This window comes from Lysinibacillus sp. FSL K6-0102, assembly GCF_038003545.1.
Classification (GTDB): domain Bacteria; phylum Bacillota; class Bacilli; order Bacillales_A; family Planococcaceae; genus Lysinibacillus; species Lysinibacillus capsici.
Genome location: NZ_JBBOPH010000001.1, coordinates 2,100,936 through 2,117,948, shown reverse-complemented (window position 1 = coordinate 2,117,948; position 17,013 = coordinate 2,100,936). Strand labels below are relative to the sequence as shown.

The following is a 17,013-nucleotide window of genomic DNA, read 5'->3' as shown; positions in this document are numbered from 1 at the left end:
GGAACATCACAGGAAAAATTTTCACTACTTTTTCTAAATCATACAACAGGAGGCAGTAAGATGACGAATATTTTTGTAAAAAGTGAGTTTGCTCCTTTAAAACGAGTTGTCATGGCGCAATCGGAATTTGCTTTTCCAGCTAAGGAGGCTCCAACAGATGATGAATTTTTAACAGAAGAAACACTAGCACTTTATGCAAGCGTAGATACACTCGGTAAAAATTTTAAAGATGTCTTTCCAGAAAGACAGCAGCAATGGGAATTGGAACGAGCAAATTTAAAAAAAGTATTAGAAAAATACGGGGTAGAAGTACAAGTACCAAGACGTTTAACAGACTATGAAAAAGAAGTAGGAAAAGAAGATGGCTATAGCAATTTCTTCGTTCGCGATCCCTTTTTCACTATCGGCCATTTTTTAATCGAGGGCTCCCTTCGATTCCCACATAGACGCAACGAAGTTTTGCCCGTACGTAATCTTTTAGCACAGGAAGCAAATGAAAATCAATGTTTCTATGTCTCCATTCCAAAGCCTGATATGGCAGATGGTTTAGATTCTGAAGCTGGCCCGTTCTTAGAGGGCGGCGATGTGTTAGTGTTAGATAAAACAATTTTCGTCGGGAATTCAGGACTAGCCTCCAATAAAAATGGTGTGCAGTGGCTGCGTAATTTAGCAAGTAACTTTGATTATACGGTGGTCGAAGTGCCGCTTCATCCAACCATTCTTCATCTCGACTGTGCGCTTAGCCTCGTTAGAGAGGGTCTAATGATTGTCTGCGAGGAAGCACTCATTGATGGTATTCCCAAACAGCTAAAAGATTGGGATAAAATTCACGTTTCCCTAGAGGATGCCGCAAAACTTGCTACTAACGGCTTACCTATTAATGAAGAAGTCTATATTACAGACAAAGAATTTACATGGATTGGCGAGCAACTAGCGAAGAGAGGTATCACCGTAGAATATGTTGATTTTACGATTTCTCGAAGCTTTGGCGGTTCTTTTAGATGTAGTACACAACCCCTATTACGCACGGATCTCTAGAAATTATCTCTCCCCACTAAAAAATAGTATGAATAATGAGCAACCTGAAATGGCACATTATTTGTAGGAGGTGGACAAGAAATGTCTAGAATTATTGGTGTGGAACAATCATTAACGAATATCGAAGATGCTTTAAAAGCACAAGGCTTTGAAGTCATCCAGCTTCGCAATGAAGAGGATGCGAAAAAATGTGATGCTTGTATTATTACAGGTCAGGATCGCGATGTCATGGGAATTAGTGATCCAGTTATGGAAGGTCCTGTGATTGATGCGAATGGACTATCGGCAAACGAGGTCGTTGAACGCGTCCAAAAATATTTCCACTAAAATCATTTGTGCTGTCTCTACGTCATTTTGACGAGAGCAGCACTTTCCTACATACAAATGGTCTCTACTTATAATACCTTGCGTTCTTGTACAAACTAATATACACGAACTTCAAAAAGTAGGGAGATATATGAGCCAAAAACAAATTGCGATTGTTATTTTAATGCTGACGACTACACTACTGCTATCAGGCTGTTGGGATGTAACAGAGCCGCAACGCATGTATTACGTACAAGGTGTGGGGGTTGACTACAAGGATAATGAATATACAGCATACTTACAAATTATCAACTTTGCTAACGTAGCGAAAACAGAATCAGCTAATCCCGAAGCTGCACCTACCGAAATTGGCCAAGCGAAGGGGAAGACAATAGAAGAAGCCATCTACAAATTGTATCGTTCAATGGACCAAGAAGTATTTTGGGGACATATGACCTTTCTTCTCTTCTCAGAGAGTGCTATGAAAGATGAAAATGCGATTGCGGTTATTGACACTTTTTTACGCTTTCGGGAGACCAGATATCATATTTGGGTTTACTGTACCCAAGATCCTATCGAGGATGTTTTATTAGTTTCTCCATTGTTAGAGAAATCACCAACTGCCGCCAAATTAAGTAATCCTAAAAATACAGCGAAGCAGGAGTCATTTGTAGAGCCTGTCAATTTAAGACAGCTCGTTATTGGTTTAAATGAGCCCAACCACGAAATGAAAATTCCTTACGTAACCGTTAACGAAAACTGGGAGACAATGGATGGCTCAAAAACTGCAACCGTTTTTGCAGGTGTCGGTATACTTTCAAAGGATAGTTTTAAAGGCTATATAAAAGGCAAATCCGCACGTGGAATCGAGTGGATGAATGATGAAACAAAGCAAGGCGAAATTACCGTCGAATTAGAAAATAATGAAAAAAGTGATTACTTAACTGTCGATATTAAAAAGCTAGATGTCAAAGTCAAGCCAATTGTGAAAGGTAATGATGTAAAGTTTGAGGTAAATTTAAAATTCGATACGATTTTAAATGGTTTTAAAGGAAAGCTGACACCCAATCAGGTAAGAAAAAAAGTAGAAAAAGCCGTCAAGGAAGAAATCCTAACTACCTTTGAGGAAGGACTAAAAATGGATGCGGATGTCTTTCGTCTATCCGAATATCTCTATCGTAGTAATGTAAAGGCTTGGAAGAGATTAGAGAAGGATGGCAAAATTCCTTTAAGCAAAGATTCCATCAGTAAAATCGATATTCATATTAATAAAGTAAGCCCTGGCCGTAAAACATTTGCAGAAACGATTACCGAATAATAGGTAGAGATCATCCAAAATGGCATGGTCTCTTTCTTATGGCCATCTTGTCATGCTATAGTAATGGAAAAGATGAGGAAACGTTAAACAGACAGGAGATCGAGACGATGATAAAAGGCTTTGGAGGTATATTTTGGCGAACAAAGAATCTAGATTCTGTAAAAAAGTGGTATAGCGAAACCTTGATGCTAGAAATAAACGATTGGAATGGGACAATCATTAAACCCCAAGAAGGCAATGAAACGATCTTTTCTTTTTTCACTGAACAGGACAATTATTTTCCAGCAGAACAGCAAGTGATGTTAAATTTCCAAGTTCATGATGTAAACGAGATGATAAAGCATCTTGAACATCTTGATGTCCCACTCGCAAAACCTCTAGAGTGTAACGAATTTGGAAAGTTTATTTGGATTAAAGATCCAGAAGGTCGACTGATTGAGCTTTGGGAAAAATAGTTTACCCTTGCGTTATATAAGTCAAAGAAAAAAGGACCAGACACTTGAGACTGGTCCTTCTTCCTATATTAATGGTTTGTTTTCTTATTAACAATATAATCCCGATAGACTAACAGAGCGACAAGAAGAAAGCTAAGGCTAACAAGTCGGAAAATCATTTCTATACTTATCCATTCAGCTAAAATTCCTAAGATAAATGCGCTCATACCAACTCCAACATCAAAACTGGAAAGAAAAGTGGCATTGGCTGCACCACTTTTGGCTTCACTTACTTTTTGAACAGCCCAGGTTTGTAGGCACGGCATAACGGTGCCATAGCCTGCACCAAATAAAATCGCGGCGATAATCAATGTGAAATTATTTGTAGTATAGGATAACACGATTAAAGATAGAAAACCGAAAATCGCTGACACAATAATGATCGACCATGGTCCATGCTTATCAAACCATTTCCCTGTAAAAGGACGTATTAAGGTGGAAACAATTGCGTTGATAAGAAAGAATAGAAAAATATCCTTTAATCCCTTTTGTTCACCAAAAAGAACTAAGAATGTAATAATAGCGCCAAAACCAAGCGTCGTCACAACAGTCAATACTGCCTGAAACCTTACTTCTTTTTCAAATATCGCTTCCATAAACCGAAATGGCTGCTTGTCATTTTGAATAGGTGTCGTTGCATGCACAAAGGAAAGCATTATGATCGCAAATAGGCTTAGGAAGGCTGACGACCAAATCAGCGTGTGAAAAGAAAAGGTACTGTAAATAAGGATACCGAGACTTGGTGCAACAATCGCTCCCACGGTTGTGGATACCGAGAAATAGCCCATTCCCTCTCCTAATCGAGCTTTAGGGATACTATCTACAGCCATTGTACTATTGGCTGTCGTGGATACACCCCACGCTGTTCCATGGAAAAGTCGGAGTAATAGGAAAATCCAAATCGTGTTAAGCAATGGATACAGCATTGTAATTAAGAGTAATGCTATACTTGCCGCAATTGCCATTTTTTTCCGTTTATGATCCATTAAATAGTACCCTACAAAAGGTCTTATCGTAATGGCACCTAGTGTAAATACCGTCGTCACCAAGCCTACTTGCATCGGATTGGCGTTTATGCTTAATAAATAGGCTGGTAAAATAGGCAATAACATTTCAAATCCTATAAAAATAAAAAAATTACTTATGAATAGAAAAAGAAATGATGAAGTAAAAATTGGTTGTTTTTTCATAGTAAATTCCTCGCTTCTAATTATTTTTCTAAATTAGAAGCGCTTGGAACACTGCAACATTCCTTAATTGTCTTAGTTTTTTTAGCAATTCACTCACCCTCTCTCCGTTTTATCACAACAAAAAAGACGCCATAAAACCGGCGTCTACCAATTACTTTGTATGGTTAAAAAGTCATTTTTCACACATGACTGACAAAAGCAAAAAGCTTCCGGTTACTACTTTCACTATGCTGTTTTCTTAAAAAACCACAGACTGGTCCCTTTGAGCCTAAATCATCTAATTGTAAAAATGTCTTTACCTCAATCGCCGTTCTTCTGAAAATAGTTTCCATGACTTTTTGCCTCCTCTCTCAAGATCAATTCATAGCTTACTATAATTTAATACAAGTTTACCACAAAAGCAAATACAATGTTGAACTATGTATAAGACGCAAAATATTTTCCACGCATTTACTATTTATAAAGTTCTTTCCTTGTCACCGTCTATTAATTGAACATGCACCTTGGAGGAGCCACCTCCCTCTATATGATTAAGAACATTTGTTAAATTGAGTAATTCCTTTAGATGAATAGCTTTTTCACGATTGGCCTCGATGGTCACATGATATGGCCCTGCTATATTCATAAGTGAATTCATCCGCTTATCGCCTTTAAAAAAATTCGTATCGATAAATTGTAAATCAAAGGACACAGCTTCATTGCTTCGATTATGTAGGACAATGGTACATTCCCCATTCATTAAGTCTTTTCTCACCATATCAAAACGACATTCTCCATCCCCTTTGTATGAAATGGCCATAATGCCACTAGCAAAGGTTTCTTGATACGCCATGATAAGCAAATGAGGTAAAAATGAATAAAGTAATACTACAATAACAAATGTTCGAAAATGATATTTGTTGATACTCCTAAGTAGTAAAATCATAGCAATTATAAATAAAATCGAGCCAAAGATGCCAAGTAACACGTATCCATCCTGTGTTTCGATGGGAATCGACATGAATGTAGTATGTGCGATCATCGCTTCATTGTAGGGATACGGAAAAAACAGACACATACAAATACCCAACATAACGATTGATCCTATAAACGTCTTTTTATTGTTCATCATATGCTGCCTCCTTTCTAAGGTAATACATAATATGCACATACCAAATTTACCATATATCCCCTAAACAAGGAATGAAGTCTGTGAAAAACTTCTATTTTAAAAATAGTCAATCCGTCTGTAGGCTGAGATGTAGGACCGTCTATAGGGCATTTCCAAATTTAAGGTAAATTGCTATAATTAAGCTCCCTGGGGAATTACAAGAAGAAGGAGGGTTCATATTGGGTATGAAAATAATTTGGTGGGCTGTAAATATTGTATGGTTATTGATCTTTTCTGGCATCGCCGTATTTATTGGGGCAAGAAATGTTGATGGTGCAGGGATTGTGCAAACACCTGAAGTGAAAATGGTTTCATTCATTATTTTGGGCATCATGTTTCTAATCGTTTTACTTGTGCAATTAATTTTTCTTTACTTTATTAAAAAAAGCACAAAAACTCACTTTACGAAAATCACTTAAAAAGAAGCGAGAGGCTATATTAGCACTCGCTTCTTTTTCACCTTGATGCACATAACTCCCTAAAATTACAGCCCCGACAATGCCATTTTTCTTGTGTTTGTTCAAAGTCCTCGAGGTCTACAGGCTAAAAGTTAGATTTTTGGCCTAACTTAGGGGGTGCTGTACATTTGAAATGTGGTTTTAGTATTTATTCATCAAAAAAATCACCTTTGAAAAAAGGTTTAATTCCAACTTCTCTAAATAAATATTTTATTGGATGACAATCATCGACCAGATTTTTGTTGGGAATTAAAATTTTCTCCCTAAGTTCTTGAAATATTTCCGGATTAATTTCTGGAAACCATTCTTCATAAATCATATGTTTATCCTTTTCTATCAAAATTAAATACACAACAATAATCTCAAACATATAAGGAAATTCTTGTTTAATATTTTGATAGTTATCTAACAATGAAGTTATATAATCCTCAAAATTAAAAAATTTTGTTCCTTTTTCATTGTTGTATTTTAAACGTTCCTTTTCAGGTTTAAAGACAAAAGTAGACTTATTAAACCAGTTGCCTAACATGCATGTAAAAATTAATAATGCATATTTTTTAGTTTCTTTATCATCATCATTAAAATATTTAAAATACTCATCATAAATATAGTTTTTGGCAGTGGTAAAATACCCAATTTCAATCCCAGAAATAGTTTGTTTCACATTTTGTATAATTTTATTATTTTCCATACCATAGTCACTTTCTTTAAAAATTTCCATAATATAGATTATAACACACATTTAGAATACAGGGAACATTGATACAATAATCCAATCATACTTTGAATATGACCCTGACCATGAACTCCCTTTTTGAATTGCAACCCTAACTCTTTGTCCTTCTTTAAACGAAATAAATTCTTTTGTATAACGATCTTTAACTGTAGGATCTTTTAACAGTTCGTCTGTTCCATTTATTACTTCCATTGCGATATCCATAGATTTTGCTGGATAATAAGCATATTTGAATTGTGATTTCCATTCATTGTTTACTTGAGTTTCATATTTTATTTTCCCCTTAGAAAACTTCATATGATACTCATAAATATGACAATAACCGTAATTTCTAGTTTTAGCTGCTGGCATTACAATCTTTGAACCAGAGGATGATGTTGCCACCTGATCTTTCATCGGTGACGCTGCTTTCATTGCCTCGTTCTCTTCAGCAAAGTTTATTTCATCAGTTGGAATTTCGCCTTCAGGCACTTCTATAGGTTCAAAACCGTCCATTGGACTTAGAGTGTAAACACCACAGTAATCTTGTGCCTCTTTTTTTACTAACTCCGATAAAATATCATCGTTAGCTTTTGCTGTTACAGGAATTACTAATATAGTCATAAATAAAACTATCAATAATCCGCTAAATTTCTTCATTTTTCCACTCCTTTATTTTTCTGGGTACACCGCAATTGTATAATTTTACAAAATAAACTTAAATAGTATTTAATTACCTTTTATTAAATGACAAATAGTTACAATTTATAAAGTGTTAAATCACCAATTCATTGCCAAAGAACCTCCATTCTTTAATGATGAAGGTTCTTATATTGAATCATCTATTTTTTCAAATCAAGATTCTACTATAATAATATTTAATTTATAATAAAACATGACTTTAGTAGTGTTAAAAAATACAAATGAAATGAAATAAATTTTAAACCCAACCAATACTTTCTGCTGTTTTATCTATTAAAATGTTACGTTTACACAATACCTTATGACGTGAAATATAAGCTTATCGGCTATGTCCTCGCATTCATAACAGTCATCTGTATCCAGTAACGCATATCTACAATGGTATGCATATCCTCACCTAACTCGTTGTATAGGTCTTCCACAGTCTTGATGATGCGTTTTAGGTTTTGGTAGTAGTCATCATTGGCTAGAAGCATTAAGTCACAAATCACTAAGACTTTTTATGTTATAATTTACACAAAATACATATTAAGGTGATTCTAATGACATTTATCAGAAAATACTTGAATATTGTTTACTTCGTTATACTTTTTTTACTTTTATCTGTTTCGGATTATTTCAAAAAAGGTAATTGGGATTTTCTTAATAATCTCTTCTTTTCTTTATGGGCAGTAATTGTTTATGCTTTTTTAAATTGGGCATGGGATAGTAAAAAATATGAAAAGAAATAGCATATTGTTCATTAACTCTAAGGAAAATCTGCAACTCTTTCCCAACGGTTTATCCCATTCTTAATGTTTGGGAGATCCTAACTAACACAATCGCTAGTTCTTGTCGCTCTCCAATGTTTAAATACTTTTCAACATCAAGCTCATTAATTATTGTATAACGTCTTTCTTTTCCTTCTATAACTGTATCTTCAAATGTGGGCTCTGCTGGTGATTGTTTTAAAATAGCTGCAACTTCCTCCTTAATTCGTGGATAACTATGTTGTTCATTTCCATTCTCCCTTCTCTACAAAATTTATCAAATATTCATTGCGTATCTACTGCTAGTTGCACACATCTCAGGTAAATTTGCTCATACAAATGCTTCGGCAAATGGTGGCGGAACAGAGTTTCCACAAGAGTTGAGAGCACGTGGATTGGGATACATGATACTTGTTTCCTTTTCAAAAATAATACAAGCTCATAAATTACAAATAGTGAATCGTTATGAGCTAGCTGATTTTCTTAACGTAACTGAAGACTTTTTAGATGAAGCTCTTGAAGGGTACAAGAGTAAGTAGGATTTATATGTAGTTTTACCACCTACCAAGAAAGGAGAACCTCGAATAAAAGTTACTGTTGAACATGGGTATGATGAAGACACTGGTAAACGACTTAGATATACTAAAACCATACGTACGAAATCCATGTCTGATCGTGCAATATGCAATAAAGGAAGCTATTACAGATTTTGAAATCGAAGTATTAAATAAAGAAGATGAAAAGTTGAAAATATTAAATTTGCAAATTTTATTGATCAATGTATTATAGAGGATTTAGGTGACTATAAACATTCTAACATCTAAACCCTATATCTAGTAGAATGTCTAAAAAGATGGAGAGAAAGATGTCCTAGTGAAGCAAAAGGACAATATACTGTTTTAAAAAGCATCTTCTCTAAAGGGATTGAATGGAAATTAATTAAAGATAATCCTATGGACAAACATTAAATCTTCTCGTTTGGAACCTAAAAAGAAGGACTTAGAATTTTACAACGAAGAACAGTTAAAACATCTTTTCAGAGTATTAGAAAACGTAAATCCTAAACTCAAGCTCCAGATTAAGTTGGCAGCAATGGTTGGACTACGACTAGCAGAAATAGCAGGATTATGTGTGGAATCTTTTGATTTTGAAAATAATACTATCTATGTAGACAAAACCCTTCAATTTGATATTGAAGTTAGAAAACTAAAAATTTTACCCCCAAAAAACAAAAAGCCTCGATTAGTTAACGTCCCAAAGAGTTTGATGCGTGAACTAAAGTTATTTGTTGATGGCTATTAGGAACTAAAAAATGAAAAGAGTGATGCTTGGAATCTGATAAAAGATGATGATGGAACTCCCTTAAACTTAAACTTTACAAAAAATCAGATGGTAATCCATCAAAACCTGCTGCTATAAATCTTGCTTGGAGAAGAATTATTGAAAAGTACAGTTTACCAAAGTTGAATTTTCACGCATTACGACATTCATATGCCTCATTTATGGTCAGTCGGTATGTAAATTTTAAGATCATACAGGAGCAACTCGGTCACTCTGATATAAAAATGACAATCAACACATATAGTCATTTAACCAAAAAGGATAAAAATGAAGCAAGCGACCATTTCGATGACTTTTTGGTCACTTGCTCAATTTTTCATCATATTTCTGCGCACATAACTCCCTAAAATTACAGCCACGACAATGCCATTTTTCTTGTGTTTGTTCAAAGTCCTCGATGTCCACGGGCTCGTTGGAAAAAATATCAGCCTGATACTTTTTCATTTCTAAAACACTGCGCTGAAACGTATACAAAATGTTCTCCATATCGATGTCTGTAAAACTATATTTCTTGCGCTTGCCTGTTAATAAATATTCATTATAGACCTCGATTTGCGCTAGAGACACACGGTATTTTTGCTGAACATAGTAAGCGTAGAGGGCTAATTGCTGACGGTCATCATCAGATTCTCTACCGGTCTTCCAGTCAACAATAATCCATTTATCCCTCAATTCATCATAATAATGAAAGTCCATAACAACGAATACCTGGACATCTTCTATTTTCATGGAGCGGAATTGCTCTGGTTCTCCGATACGGAGAGAGCCTTTTTGTGAGGTGATTTGCTGGAATGTTTCACTCATCAAAAAATGATTAAAAACAAGTCGTAAACGTTCTTTATAGTCTTGCACAAGCTCAGGAGAAAGGGTGCCATGGTAATAGATTTCCTGCATCATATAAAACTTGTTTGGTTTTTGCCTCCAAAATTCAAGACGACGAGTGGAGTCAATAAAGGCTGCATTCAGCTGCCCGCGCCCCAATTGAATTAGCTCCTCTACTGTTGGAGCTTTTCCTGTTTGTAAATAATCATTAATGGCCTGCTCAATGTATCGATGGACAATTTGCCCAAATAAAATAGGCATCGATTGCAGCTTTTTTAAGCGATACACCTGTTGATGATATGGCTCCACATTGTAACTGAGCCACCCGTTATGTGAAAAGTAATATTCATAGCCGTATTTGCGGGCACAGCTTGTCAATGTTTTATGACGCGATAACGACCACGAAAAGGTTGGATAGGGTGAAATTTCAAACAGGACAATCACCTCCTAAAGCTGATGGATGAAATCATAAACAAGCTGTATAATCAGCACAATCGTTACAATACGCAGTAAAAGCTTTACCTGATGTGCTTTCACTTTTCTGGCTAGCACAAGCCCAATTTGTGCACCAATCGTCGAGCCAATCATTAAAATAAGCGTTAACGGCCATTCGATTTTCCCTGTAGCAATATAGGTAATCGCTGCTCCTGAGCACATTGCAAATACCCCTACCCGTGATAGCCCCACGGCTTTAATATAGGAAATCTTCTCATGTGCATATGTATAAAGCGCCAATGTACTACTGCCTGGACCAAACATACCGTCATAAAAGCCAACTCCAAGAAGGATAGGACCGTTTTTTCGATTCATCGTAAAACGTTCCTTGTCGCCAAAATCAGCTCCACCCATAAAGGACATGACAAGCGCAAAGCCAAGTAAAATAATAGCAATGAACGTTAATGATTGACTACTCATGAATGAAGCGAAAAGTCCCCCCAATGTACCTCCGATTAAAGAGACAAGTAACACCGAACGCATTTCGTTCCATGCTAATTCCTTACGTTGATAAATTGTATAAAAGCTTGAAAAAGCACTCACCATATTGGACACTTTATTTGCGCCAATAGCCGAATGGACGGGTACACCCATTAGCATCATCGTTGGCAAGGTAATTAAGCCACCACCCCCAACTAACGTACCAATGACATTCCCAATGATGCCAATAAGTAAAAACAACAAGTATTCCATAATATCCTTCTTTCCCTAACACAAAAAGCAATCATTCTATGATACAGTATAACAGATTGTTATTATCAATGATGATGGAAATGAGGAGCAAGGATGCATATACAACAAAAAACACCTACACCACGCTTTTGTCACCAGTTAACGGTTATTGTGGCGACTATTTTTCTAGCTGGCATTACAGCGACACTCATTCAATACGGCAAGCTCCCTGCCATGATTCCTGTCTTGCAAAGCTTCACGAGTGACCATGCCCAATTCGGTCCGAAAATTGCTATTTTTTATTTACCCTTTGTGGCTCTTATGCTCTTTCTACTTTTACACTATTTAGAGATAAAGGCAGCTTATCCTGTGATGCGTAAAAATAAAGCACCTCTCTCCCATAAACAGCGACAAAATGGCATCCTTACGTTTTGTCTCATCAAAAATAGTATTCTATTGTATTTTACCTACTCCCTATTCAATGACCTGACGGTAGCTCTAGGTCGTGAACGTATTTTACAACAATGGCATGCTTACTTATTTTTACTGCTGTTATTTGGCATCTTCATGATAGGGATTGTGCGAGGCATTTTGTTGGCTAAAAAAAGTTAATGTAAAAAAAGAGAGCATGTTTTAACAATAAACATGCTCTTCTTAGATTAATTATTATTCAATGGATGTCATTAATTCATAAAAATATTTTTTCTCCTGCGTCTCATAAAGCTTATACCAAGCATGTAATGTTTCAGGTGTAAAAACATCTAGTAGCCTCAAAACATGGTAGGCAAAATCCAAAGGTGCAATGCCAGATGCCGTTACTAAATTCCCTTCAGTTACGGCTGGCTTCTGTTTAAAATGTTCATCCCCAATATAATGTGGACAAAGCATCTTCAAGTATTCGAGATCGTTGCTCGTATGTTGTCTTGTATCAAGCAAACCAACCTTTGCGAGACCAAATGTTGCACCACAAATTGCAGCTACGAAAACATCTTCATTCAACGCTTTTGAGACTTCATTCAATATAGGCTCATGAATAGATTCTAGCCATGTATTGCCTCCTGGGAGAATCAAGACATCCATGCTATTCAAGTGACATTCAGCAACGGCCATCGTTGGAAGTATGGTGATGCCACCCATCGTCGTAACAGGACTTCTATCAATCCCTACTGTCATCACCTCTAAAGGCTCTAACCCCTTTTTAAAATATCTACCTGTATTTAATTCGGCCATTAAATACCCTATCTCCCAATCTGCCATCGTATCAAATACATAAAGATACACTTTTCTTGTCTGCATAATAAACACTCCTTTTATTGAAACTATGCTTAGTATAAAAAAACTTTACTGACATTCTCCGTCAGTAAAGTTTTCATTTTCATAAAAATGGATGAGCTCATATAGAACGTCAATTATCTTTTGCTTTAGACTTATGGGTTCTACTACTTGGATTGATTTTCCATAGGGAAAAAGTAAATAGGGTACATATGTATGTAGTGCTTCCTCATCTACTAAAAATATTGCGTTCTTATTGGTGCGTTCTTGGAGGTGATACTTTAAAAACCAATGCTGACTGATTGCATCCACAGCACTTGTCTTTCCACAAATGATGAAGGGCACAAGGTTCTGTTTATCTTCGGCTTGGGGAAAAAGGCTTTTCATAAAAAAATCACTGGCAGAGAAAGATTGTGGTCGTTGGAAGGGAATGCCTGTTTGATGCAGACTACTAATTCGGCCTACTTTAAAAGTACGGATTTCATTTCTTACATGACAAAATGCAACGACATACCAGTTTTGTTTCCAATAAACCAAACCATATGGATTAACCACCCTAGACTTAGATTGCTCTTCATTATTAGTATGGTATTCCATTTCTATAGATGTTCCCTTTACTATACTCTCTTCTAATTTTTTTAACAGTGGCTCCAAGGAGGATTCATCAGGACCGATTATCTCGAAACCTTGTAAATGCTGTTGAATCATTTTTTCTTGCTCTTGATTTGAATACATTGTAAGCTTTGCTGTTGCACTGTTTAATGCCTCATCTAAAAAATAGCCAGCTTCTTTTGCAAAAATAGAAGCATGAAGTAATGCCGCTTTCTCATCAACATCAAAAATAAGAGGACTTTTAATAAAATTATTTAACAGGGTATATCCTCCATGATGACCTGTTTCAGCTATAATCGGCACACCGCTGGCAGAAAGTGAGTTAATATAGCGGTAAACGGATCTGATATTAATCTCTAATTTTTCAGCGATTTCTTTCGCGGTAATTTTCCTACCTGAATTCAACATCCATAAAATCTGCATCATATGATCCATTTTAGACAAACATTTTCACCTCATTGTATTAATTTTTGATTTCTGACACAAAATCAGGCTACCTGATACTGTTATCAAGTAGCCCTTCCATTATGCCTTTACCAATTCATCTTCCATTTGCTTAAAATTATGTATTAAACCGTATTTCTGTATGCCACGTGCTTGTTGGATGCTAGCATCCGCGAATTGGCGGAAATTAGCCTGATCCTTTATTGTACAGGCATAGATCGCTTCAATTGCAGGTTGCATCCACGGCTGTGTTAATTTATCACTTCTCATATCGGCCGCTCGACCTTCCAGCGCAGCAATATAGCATAGTGCATAGCTAGTTAAAGGCTCCTTATCAATTTGTCTTGCGGCTACTTTAGCAGCACCAAGATTCTCCTCCATAATGGCCTTAATAAAGAGGTAATTGTACTTAATGGCTGGCTGCTTATAATGATGGATGATGACATCGATTGCCTGAATCTGTTCCTCTTTTGTCCCGTAAGCTGATGCATAGAGAGCAGCAAATATAGGCTCTTTTCGGTGATTTTTAACCCATTTATCCACCTGCTCCATATTGTTTGTGCGATATAAAATATGTATATGGCGATAAATCATCCCTACCGCAATTAATGCAAATATCCCAAGAGAGATGGATAGACGAACACCCGCTAAGGACAGCGTCAATGCCAATAAAATAATAGCTAAATAAAAGAATGTTAATTTAACAATTTTCATATTACCTCCTACTGTAATTTCCTACGCATTTTACGAGAAAAGATATAGCCTGCCCCTATAAAAAAGATAAGAGCCATCACTTTCATAATAGGAATAATAAACAGCTTGCTAATAACGACTACAACGAGGATATAATAGACAACCATCGCCAGTAAAAACAATGTCAGCTTATTCACGAAGTTCCCTACTTTCCTTTAGTGCCGCCTCAATCGCTGCTAAAGCTTTTGGACCCATTCCATGAAGATGAGCTAATGTAGAAAGCTCAACTCTTTCTAGCTGCTTCAATTCTGTATAGCCCGCTGCATGTAATGCGCGAATTGCTGGTTTTGCTACTCCCTTAGGCCACTCTGTCATGCTTGCACGTCCCTTCACGAAAAAATCTTCTCTGCCCTATTATGCAAGTGACAGCAAAGAAATGCAAATAAGTCAAAATTTAAACATATACAAGCACGCCGCTATGAAATTTACAATACTATGGATACTCCAGCTAGTGACAATGGAACCTCCAGCAATTCGTTCGTTCACCCAGCCCATCACATAGCCAGCAAGCGCTGTAGTAAGCACAACTAATAAGATTACATGAAGCGGAAGCACCGACCATAGCATGGCCCCATGAACACAGCCAAAAACAATACTTTGCAAGAGATTTGCTACTTGAAAATCAAAAATCTTCATCAATCTCTTTAATAAAAAGCCGCGAAATAATAGCTCCTCTGATAAACCTGTTTGAATAATAGCGTAGAAAAGTGCTGGAATGACGGCAGCAGCTCCAAGTCCCGCGAATTGATTCGCCGCTAGCAAGGAGCGATCAATATAGAAAAAGACTAGCGCAAAGCTCGGTATTAACATCGTGAAAGTAGAAAGTACAATGTACATAGCATACCTTCCCTTGTGCACAATAATAGGCTTTTGCAATCCTATCCACGTTAAAAAGGGCTGTTTTTTTCTCGCTGTACAAAGCCACCAAATAAACGGAATCACTGAAAATAACATCACTTGCAAAATGGCACTGATTAAACTATTCATCATCTTATTTCCCCTCCTGTTTACTACAAGCATAGAAGAAAGTGCCATTTTTTTCAATAGTTATTTAACGATAAACATTAAATTATTTATCTTTATTGTTAATTATTAAATGTTTTACAATAAAAAAACGAAGTCAAAGGGCTTCTCCTTTGTCTTTTCAGTTATTTTCATTTATACTCTATTACAGATATTAAAGGTCTGTAATAGAGATGATAAAACACTGGAGGCTATCACAATGCGTACATTACCTACACATTTATTAGAAAAGGCACAAACATATGAGCACAGCACAAGAATTTCAGTGCCTGCCTATGACACATTATTTGCCGTGACACAAGCCTATTTCCGCATGCATTTAGGAGAACAAGAAGCATCCCTGCTTGTTGTAGGAGCTGGTGGGGGCAACGAGCTTTCTGCATGGGGACCAACAAACCCTAAATGGATGTTCACTGGGGTTGATCCATCTGAGGAAATGCTCCAAATTGCACAACATAAAGCCGTGCAACTGGATATTGAAAGTCGCGTTCAGCTACTACAAGGAACAATTGAGCGCTTACCCCAATCAACACCGAAATTCGATGCGGCAAGCTGTATCCTAGTTCTTCATTTTATTGAAGATCGACAGGAGAAACTCCATCTACTGCAAAATATTCACAAGCAATTAAAACCTGGAAAGCCCTTTGTCCTCGCTTGTGCCTACGGAGAACGAGAAAGTGACGAGCTACAAGATCGCATCAAAATATGGCAAAGCTACTTTTTAGAGGCCGGCTATACAAAAGAAAAGGTAGATAGCATGGGCAAGGGCATCATGAATATTTCCTTCCTCTCCGATCAAGAAATCCAACAGCTATTAAGTGAAGCGGGCTTTCAAAATATTACCCGCTTTTTCTCCTCAGGTCTCTTCGCAGGATGGATGAGCCACGCATAACCACAATGCCCCCACCATAGTCACAATCAATGGTGGGGGCTGAAACTTAGATTTATAGTCACATCGAAAAAAATTACCAATAAATACTGTAATAATAAACAGTTTCATCAATCGTCATGCCCATTTTTTCATAGAGCTTCTGTGCTTGGACATTATCTCTGGCAGTTTCTAGCATCATGTAACGAGCATCTTCCTGCTGACAATAGATATAGCATTGCTCCATCAACGCCTGTGCTACACCTTGTTTTCTGGCTTGTTTCGCCACAAATAAATCATTTAAGAGAAACGCTCGTTTCATAGCTACGGATGAAAAGACTGGAAACAATTGTGCAAATCCAACTGGCTCCTCCTCCAAATATGCCAGGAAAATAATAGACTCTGCTCCCATTACTCGCTCCTGTATAAACTGCTCAGCTTGCTGTAAATCAGATGATTGTCCATAAAATTCACGATAGGCATTAAATAATGGGACTACGTCTCTCATCGTTTGCTGTGTCACCATACAAATTTTCATATTTTAATCTCCATTTCCTTTTGATTGTCCTTCTAGTATGATGGTAGTAAATA

The 17,013-nt window shown here is 36.6% G+C and carries 23 protein-coding genes and 1 pseudogene; 10 read left to right on the top strand and 14 right to left on the bottom strand.

Annotated elements, in window-relative coordinates; genetic code table 11:
• Positions 1-60 precede the first annotated feature (60 nt).
• The 4 genes from NYE73_RS10545 (at position 61) to NYE73_RS10530 (ending at position 3,117) form a co-directional block, all read left to right on the top strand.
• On the top strand, positions 61-1,038 hold the full coding sequence (locus tag NYE73_RS10545; protein WP_048390558.1) for a dimethylarginine dimethylaminohydrolase family protein: 978 nt from the start codon (positions 61-63) through the stop codon (positions 1,036-1,038).
• An 81-nt stretch (positions 1,039-1,119) separates the two neighbouring features.
• Entirely contained in the window at positions 1,120-1,365 is a 246-nt protein-coding gene (locus tag NYE73_RS10540) for a YkuS family protein (protein ID WP_004228871.1), read from the top strand.
• A 130-nt stretch (positions 1,366-1,495) separates the two neighbouring features.
• Positions 1,496-2,662 carry a Ger(x)C family spore germination protein gene (locus tag NYE73_RS10535; protein ID WP_259948979.1) on the top strand — a complete coding sequence of 389 codons (1,167 nt, stop codon included), beginning with the start codon at positions 1,496-1,498 and terminating at the stop codon, positions 2,660-2,662.
• 107 nt (positions 2,663-2,769) lie between these two features.
• Complete coding sequence (locus tag NYE73_RS10530; protein WP_048390551.1) at positions 2,770-3,117, top strand: VOC family protein; 348 nt, start codon at positions 2,770-2,772, stop codon at positions 3,115-3,117.
• 68 nt (positions 3,118-3,185) lie between these two features.
• Here NYE73_RS10530 and NYE73_RS10525 read toward each other — a convergent pair whose 3' ends face one another.
• The 3 genes from NYE73_RS10525 to NYE73_RS10515 form a co-directional block, all read right to left on the bottom strand.
• On the bottom strand, positions 3,186-4,346 hold the full coding sequence (locus NYE73_RS10525) for an MFS transporter (RefSeq protein WP_259948976.1): 1,161 nt from the start codon (positions 4,344-4,346) through the stop codon (positions 3,186-3,188).
• A 179-nt stretch (positions 4,347-4,525) separates the two neighbouring features.
• Positions 4,526-4,678, bottom strand: coding sequence for a hypothetical protein (locus NYE73_RS10520; protein WP_167444836.1), 153 nt, complete (start codon positions 4,676-4,678; stop codon positions 4,526-4,528).
• A 125-nt stretch (positions 4,679-4,803) separates the two neighbouring features.
• The gene (locus NYE73_RS10515) at positions 4,804-5,454 is read right to left on the bottom strand and encodes a hypothetical protein (RefSeq protein ID WP_259955520.1); all 651 of its coding nucleotides are present in this window, start codon (positions 5,452-5,454) and stop codon (positions 4,804-4,806) included.
• A 227-nt stretch (positions 5,455-5,681) separates the two neighbouring features.
• On the opposite strand from NYE73_RS10515, the gene NYE73_RS10510 reads away from it, so the two are divergent.
• The gene (locus NYE73_RS10510) at positions 5,682-5,915 is read left to right on the top strand and encodes a DUF3923 family protein (protein WP_259949182.1); all 234 of its coding nucleotides are present in this window, start codon (positions 5,682-5,684) and stop codon (positions 5,913-5,915) included.
• A gap of 187 nt (positions 5,916-6,102) precedes the next feature.
• On the opposite strand, the gene NYE73_RS10505 is transcribed toward NYE73_RS10510, so the two are convergent.
• Complete coding sequence (locus tag NYE73_RS10505) at positions 6,103-6,675, bottom strand: hypothetical protein (RefSeq protein ID WP_066037513.1); 573 nt, start codon at positions 6,673-6,675, stop codon at positions 6,103-6,105.
• Positions 6,676-6,696: 21 nt separating this feature from the next.
• A complete protein-coding gene (locus NYE73_RS10500) occupies positions 6,697-7,329 on the bottom strand; it encodes a hypothetical protein (RefSeq protein ID WP_066037497.1) in 633 nt (210 codons plus the stop codon).
• Between the two features lie 1,394 nt (positions 7,330-8,723).
• Here NYE73_RS10500 and NYE73_RS10495 point away from each other — a divergent pair.
• The 3 genes and pseudogenes from NYE73_RS10495 to NYE73_RS24700 all read left to right on the top strand — a co-directional run.
• Positions 8,724-8,909 carry a hypothetical protein gene (locus NYE73_RS10495; protein ID WP_066037495.1) on the top strand — a complete coding sequence of 62 codons (186 nt, stop codon included), beginning with the start codon at positions 8,724-8,726 and terminating at the stop codon, positions 8,907-8,909.
• Positions 8,910-9,098: 189 nt separating this feature from the next.
• Positions 9,099-9,422, top strand: a complete 324-nt coding sequence (locus NYE73_RS10490; RefSeq protein ID WP_066037494.1) for a tyrosine-type recombinase/integrase — start codon at positions 9,099-9,101, stop codon at positions 9,420-9,422.
• A gap of 98 nt (positions 9,423-9,520) precedes the next feature.
• Positions 9,521-9,808: pseudogene (locus NYE73_RS24700) on the top strand (tyrosine-type recombinase/integrase); the annotation flags it as partial.
• Here the strand turns inward: NYE73_RS24700 and NYE73_RS10485 are convergent.
• Both NYE73_RS10485 and NYE73_RS10480 read right to left on the bottom strand, forming a co-directional pair.
• Positions 9,762-10,718, bottom strand: a complete 957-nt coding sequence (locus tag NYE73_RS10485) for a PD-(D/E)XK nuclease family protein (protein ID WP_311198637.1) — start codon at positions 10,716-10,718, stop codon at positions 9,762-9,764. The pseudogene NYE73_RS24700 and the gene NYE73_RS10485 sit on opposite strands and share 47 nt — an antisense overlap.
• A gap of 12 nt (positions 10,719-10,730) precedes the next feature.
• Positions 10,731-11,471: a sulfite exporter TauE/SafE family protein gene (locus NYE73_RS10480; protein ID WP_004228897.1), complete on the bottom strand. Its 741-nt coding sequence runs from the start codon at positions 11,469-11,471 to the stop codon at positions 10,731-10,733.
• Between the two features lie 93 nt (positions 11,472-11,564).
• Between NYE73_RS10480 and NYE73_RS10475 the strand changes: the two genes are divergently transcribed.
• On the top strand, positions 11,565-12,062 hold the full coding sequence (locus NYE73_RS10475; protein WP_009370976.1) for a hypothetical protein: 498 nt from the start codon (positions 11,565-11,567) through the stop codon (positions 12,060-12,062).
• A gap of 54 nt (positions 12,063-12,116) precedes the next feature.
• Here the strand turns inward: NYE73_RS10475 and NYE73_RS10470 are convergent, their stop codons facing one another.
• From NYE73_RS10470 to NYE73_RS10445, 6 genes are all read right to left on the bottom strand, one after another.
• The gene (locus NYE73_RS10470; protein WP_259419062.1) at positions 12,117-12,746 is read right to left on the bottom strand and encodes a type 1 glutamine amidotransferase family protein; all 630 of its coding nucleotides are present in this window, start codon (positions 12,744-12,746) and stop codon (positions 12,117-12,119) included.
• Positions 12,747-12,791: 45 nt separating this feature from the next.
• Entirely contained in the window at positions 12,792-13,778 is a 987-nt protein-coding gene (locus NYE73_RS10465; RefSeq protein WP_259948936.1) for a helix-turn-helix transcriptional regulator, read from the bottom strand.
• Between the two features lie 81 nt (positions 13,779-13,859).
• Positions 13,860-14,492, bottom strand: a complete 633-nt coding sequence (locus NYE73_RS10460; RefSeq protein ID WP_259948934.1) for a hypothetical protein — start codon at positions 14,490-14,492, stop codon at positions 13,860-13,862.
• Between the two features lie 8 nt (positions 14,493-14,500).
• Positions 14,501-14,668, bottom strand: a complete 168-nt coding sequence (locus tag NYE73_RS10455) for a hypothetical protein (RefSeq protein ID WP_016993359.1) — start codon at positions 14,666-14,668, stop codon at positions 14,501-14,503.
• Entirely contained in the window at positions 14,661-14,846 is a 186-nt protein-coding gene (locus NYE73_RS10450) for a hypothetical protein (RefSeq protein ID WP_048390683.1), read from the bottom strand. Before NYE73_RS10450 ends, NYE73_RS10455 begins: the two co-directional genes overlap by 8 nt.
• Positions 14,847-14,918: 72 nt before the next feature.
• Positions 14,919-15,521, bottom strand: coding sequence for a CPBP family intramembrane glutamic endopeptidase (locus NYE73_RS10445; RefSeq protein WP_004228915.1), 603 nt, complete (start codon positions 15,519-15,521; stop codon positions 14,919-14,921).
• A 232-nt stretch (positions 15,522-15,753) separates the two neighbouring features.
• Here NYE73_RS10445 and NYE73_RS10440 point away from each other — a divergent pair, with 232 nt between their 5' ends.
• Positions 15,754-16,446 (top strand): class I SAM-dependent methyltransferase, encoded by a 693-nt coding sequence (locus NYE73_RS10440; RefSeq protein ID WP_066037488.1) that lies wholly within the window; start codon positions 15,754-15,756, stop codon positions 16,444-16,446.
• Between the two features lie 73 nt (positions 16,447-16,519).
• Here NYE73_RS10440 and NYE73_RS10435 read toward each other — a convergent pair whose 3' ends face one another.
• Entirely contained in the window at positions 16,520-16,960 is a 441-nt protein-coding gene (locus NYE73_RS10435) for a GNAT family N-acetyltransferase (RefSeq protein ID WP_259948926.1), read from the bottom strand.
• Positions 16,961-17,013: the final 53 nt, after the last annotated feature.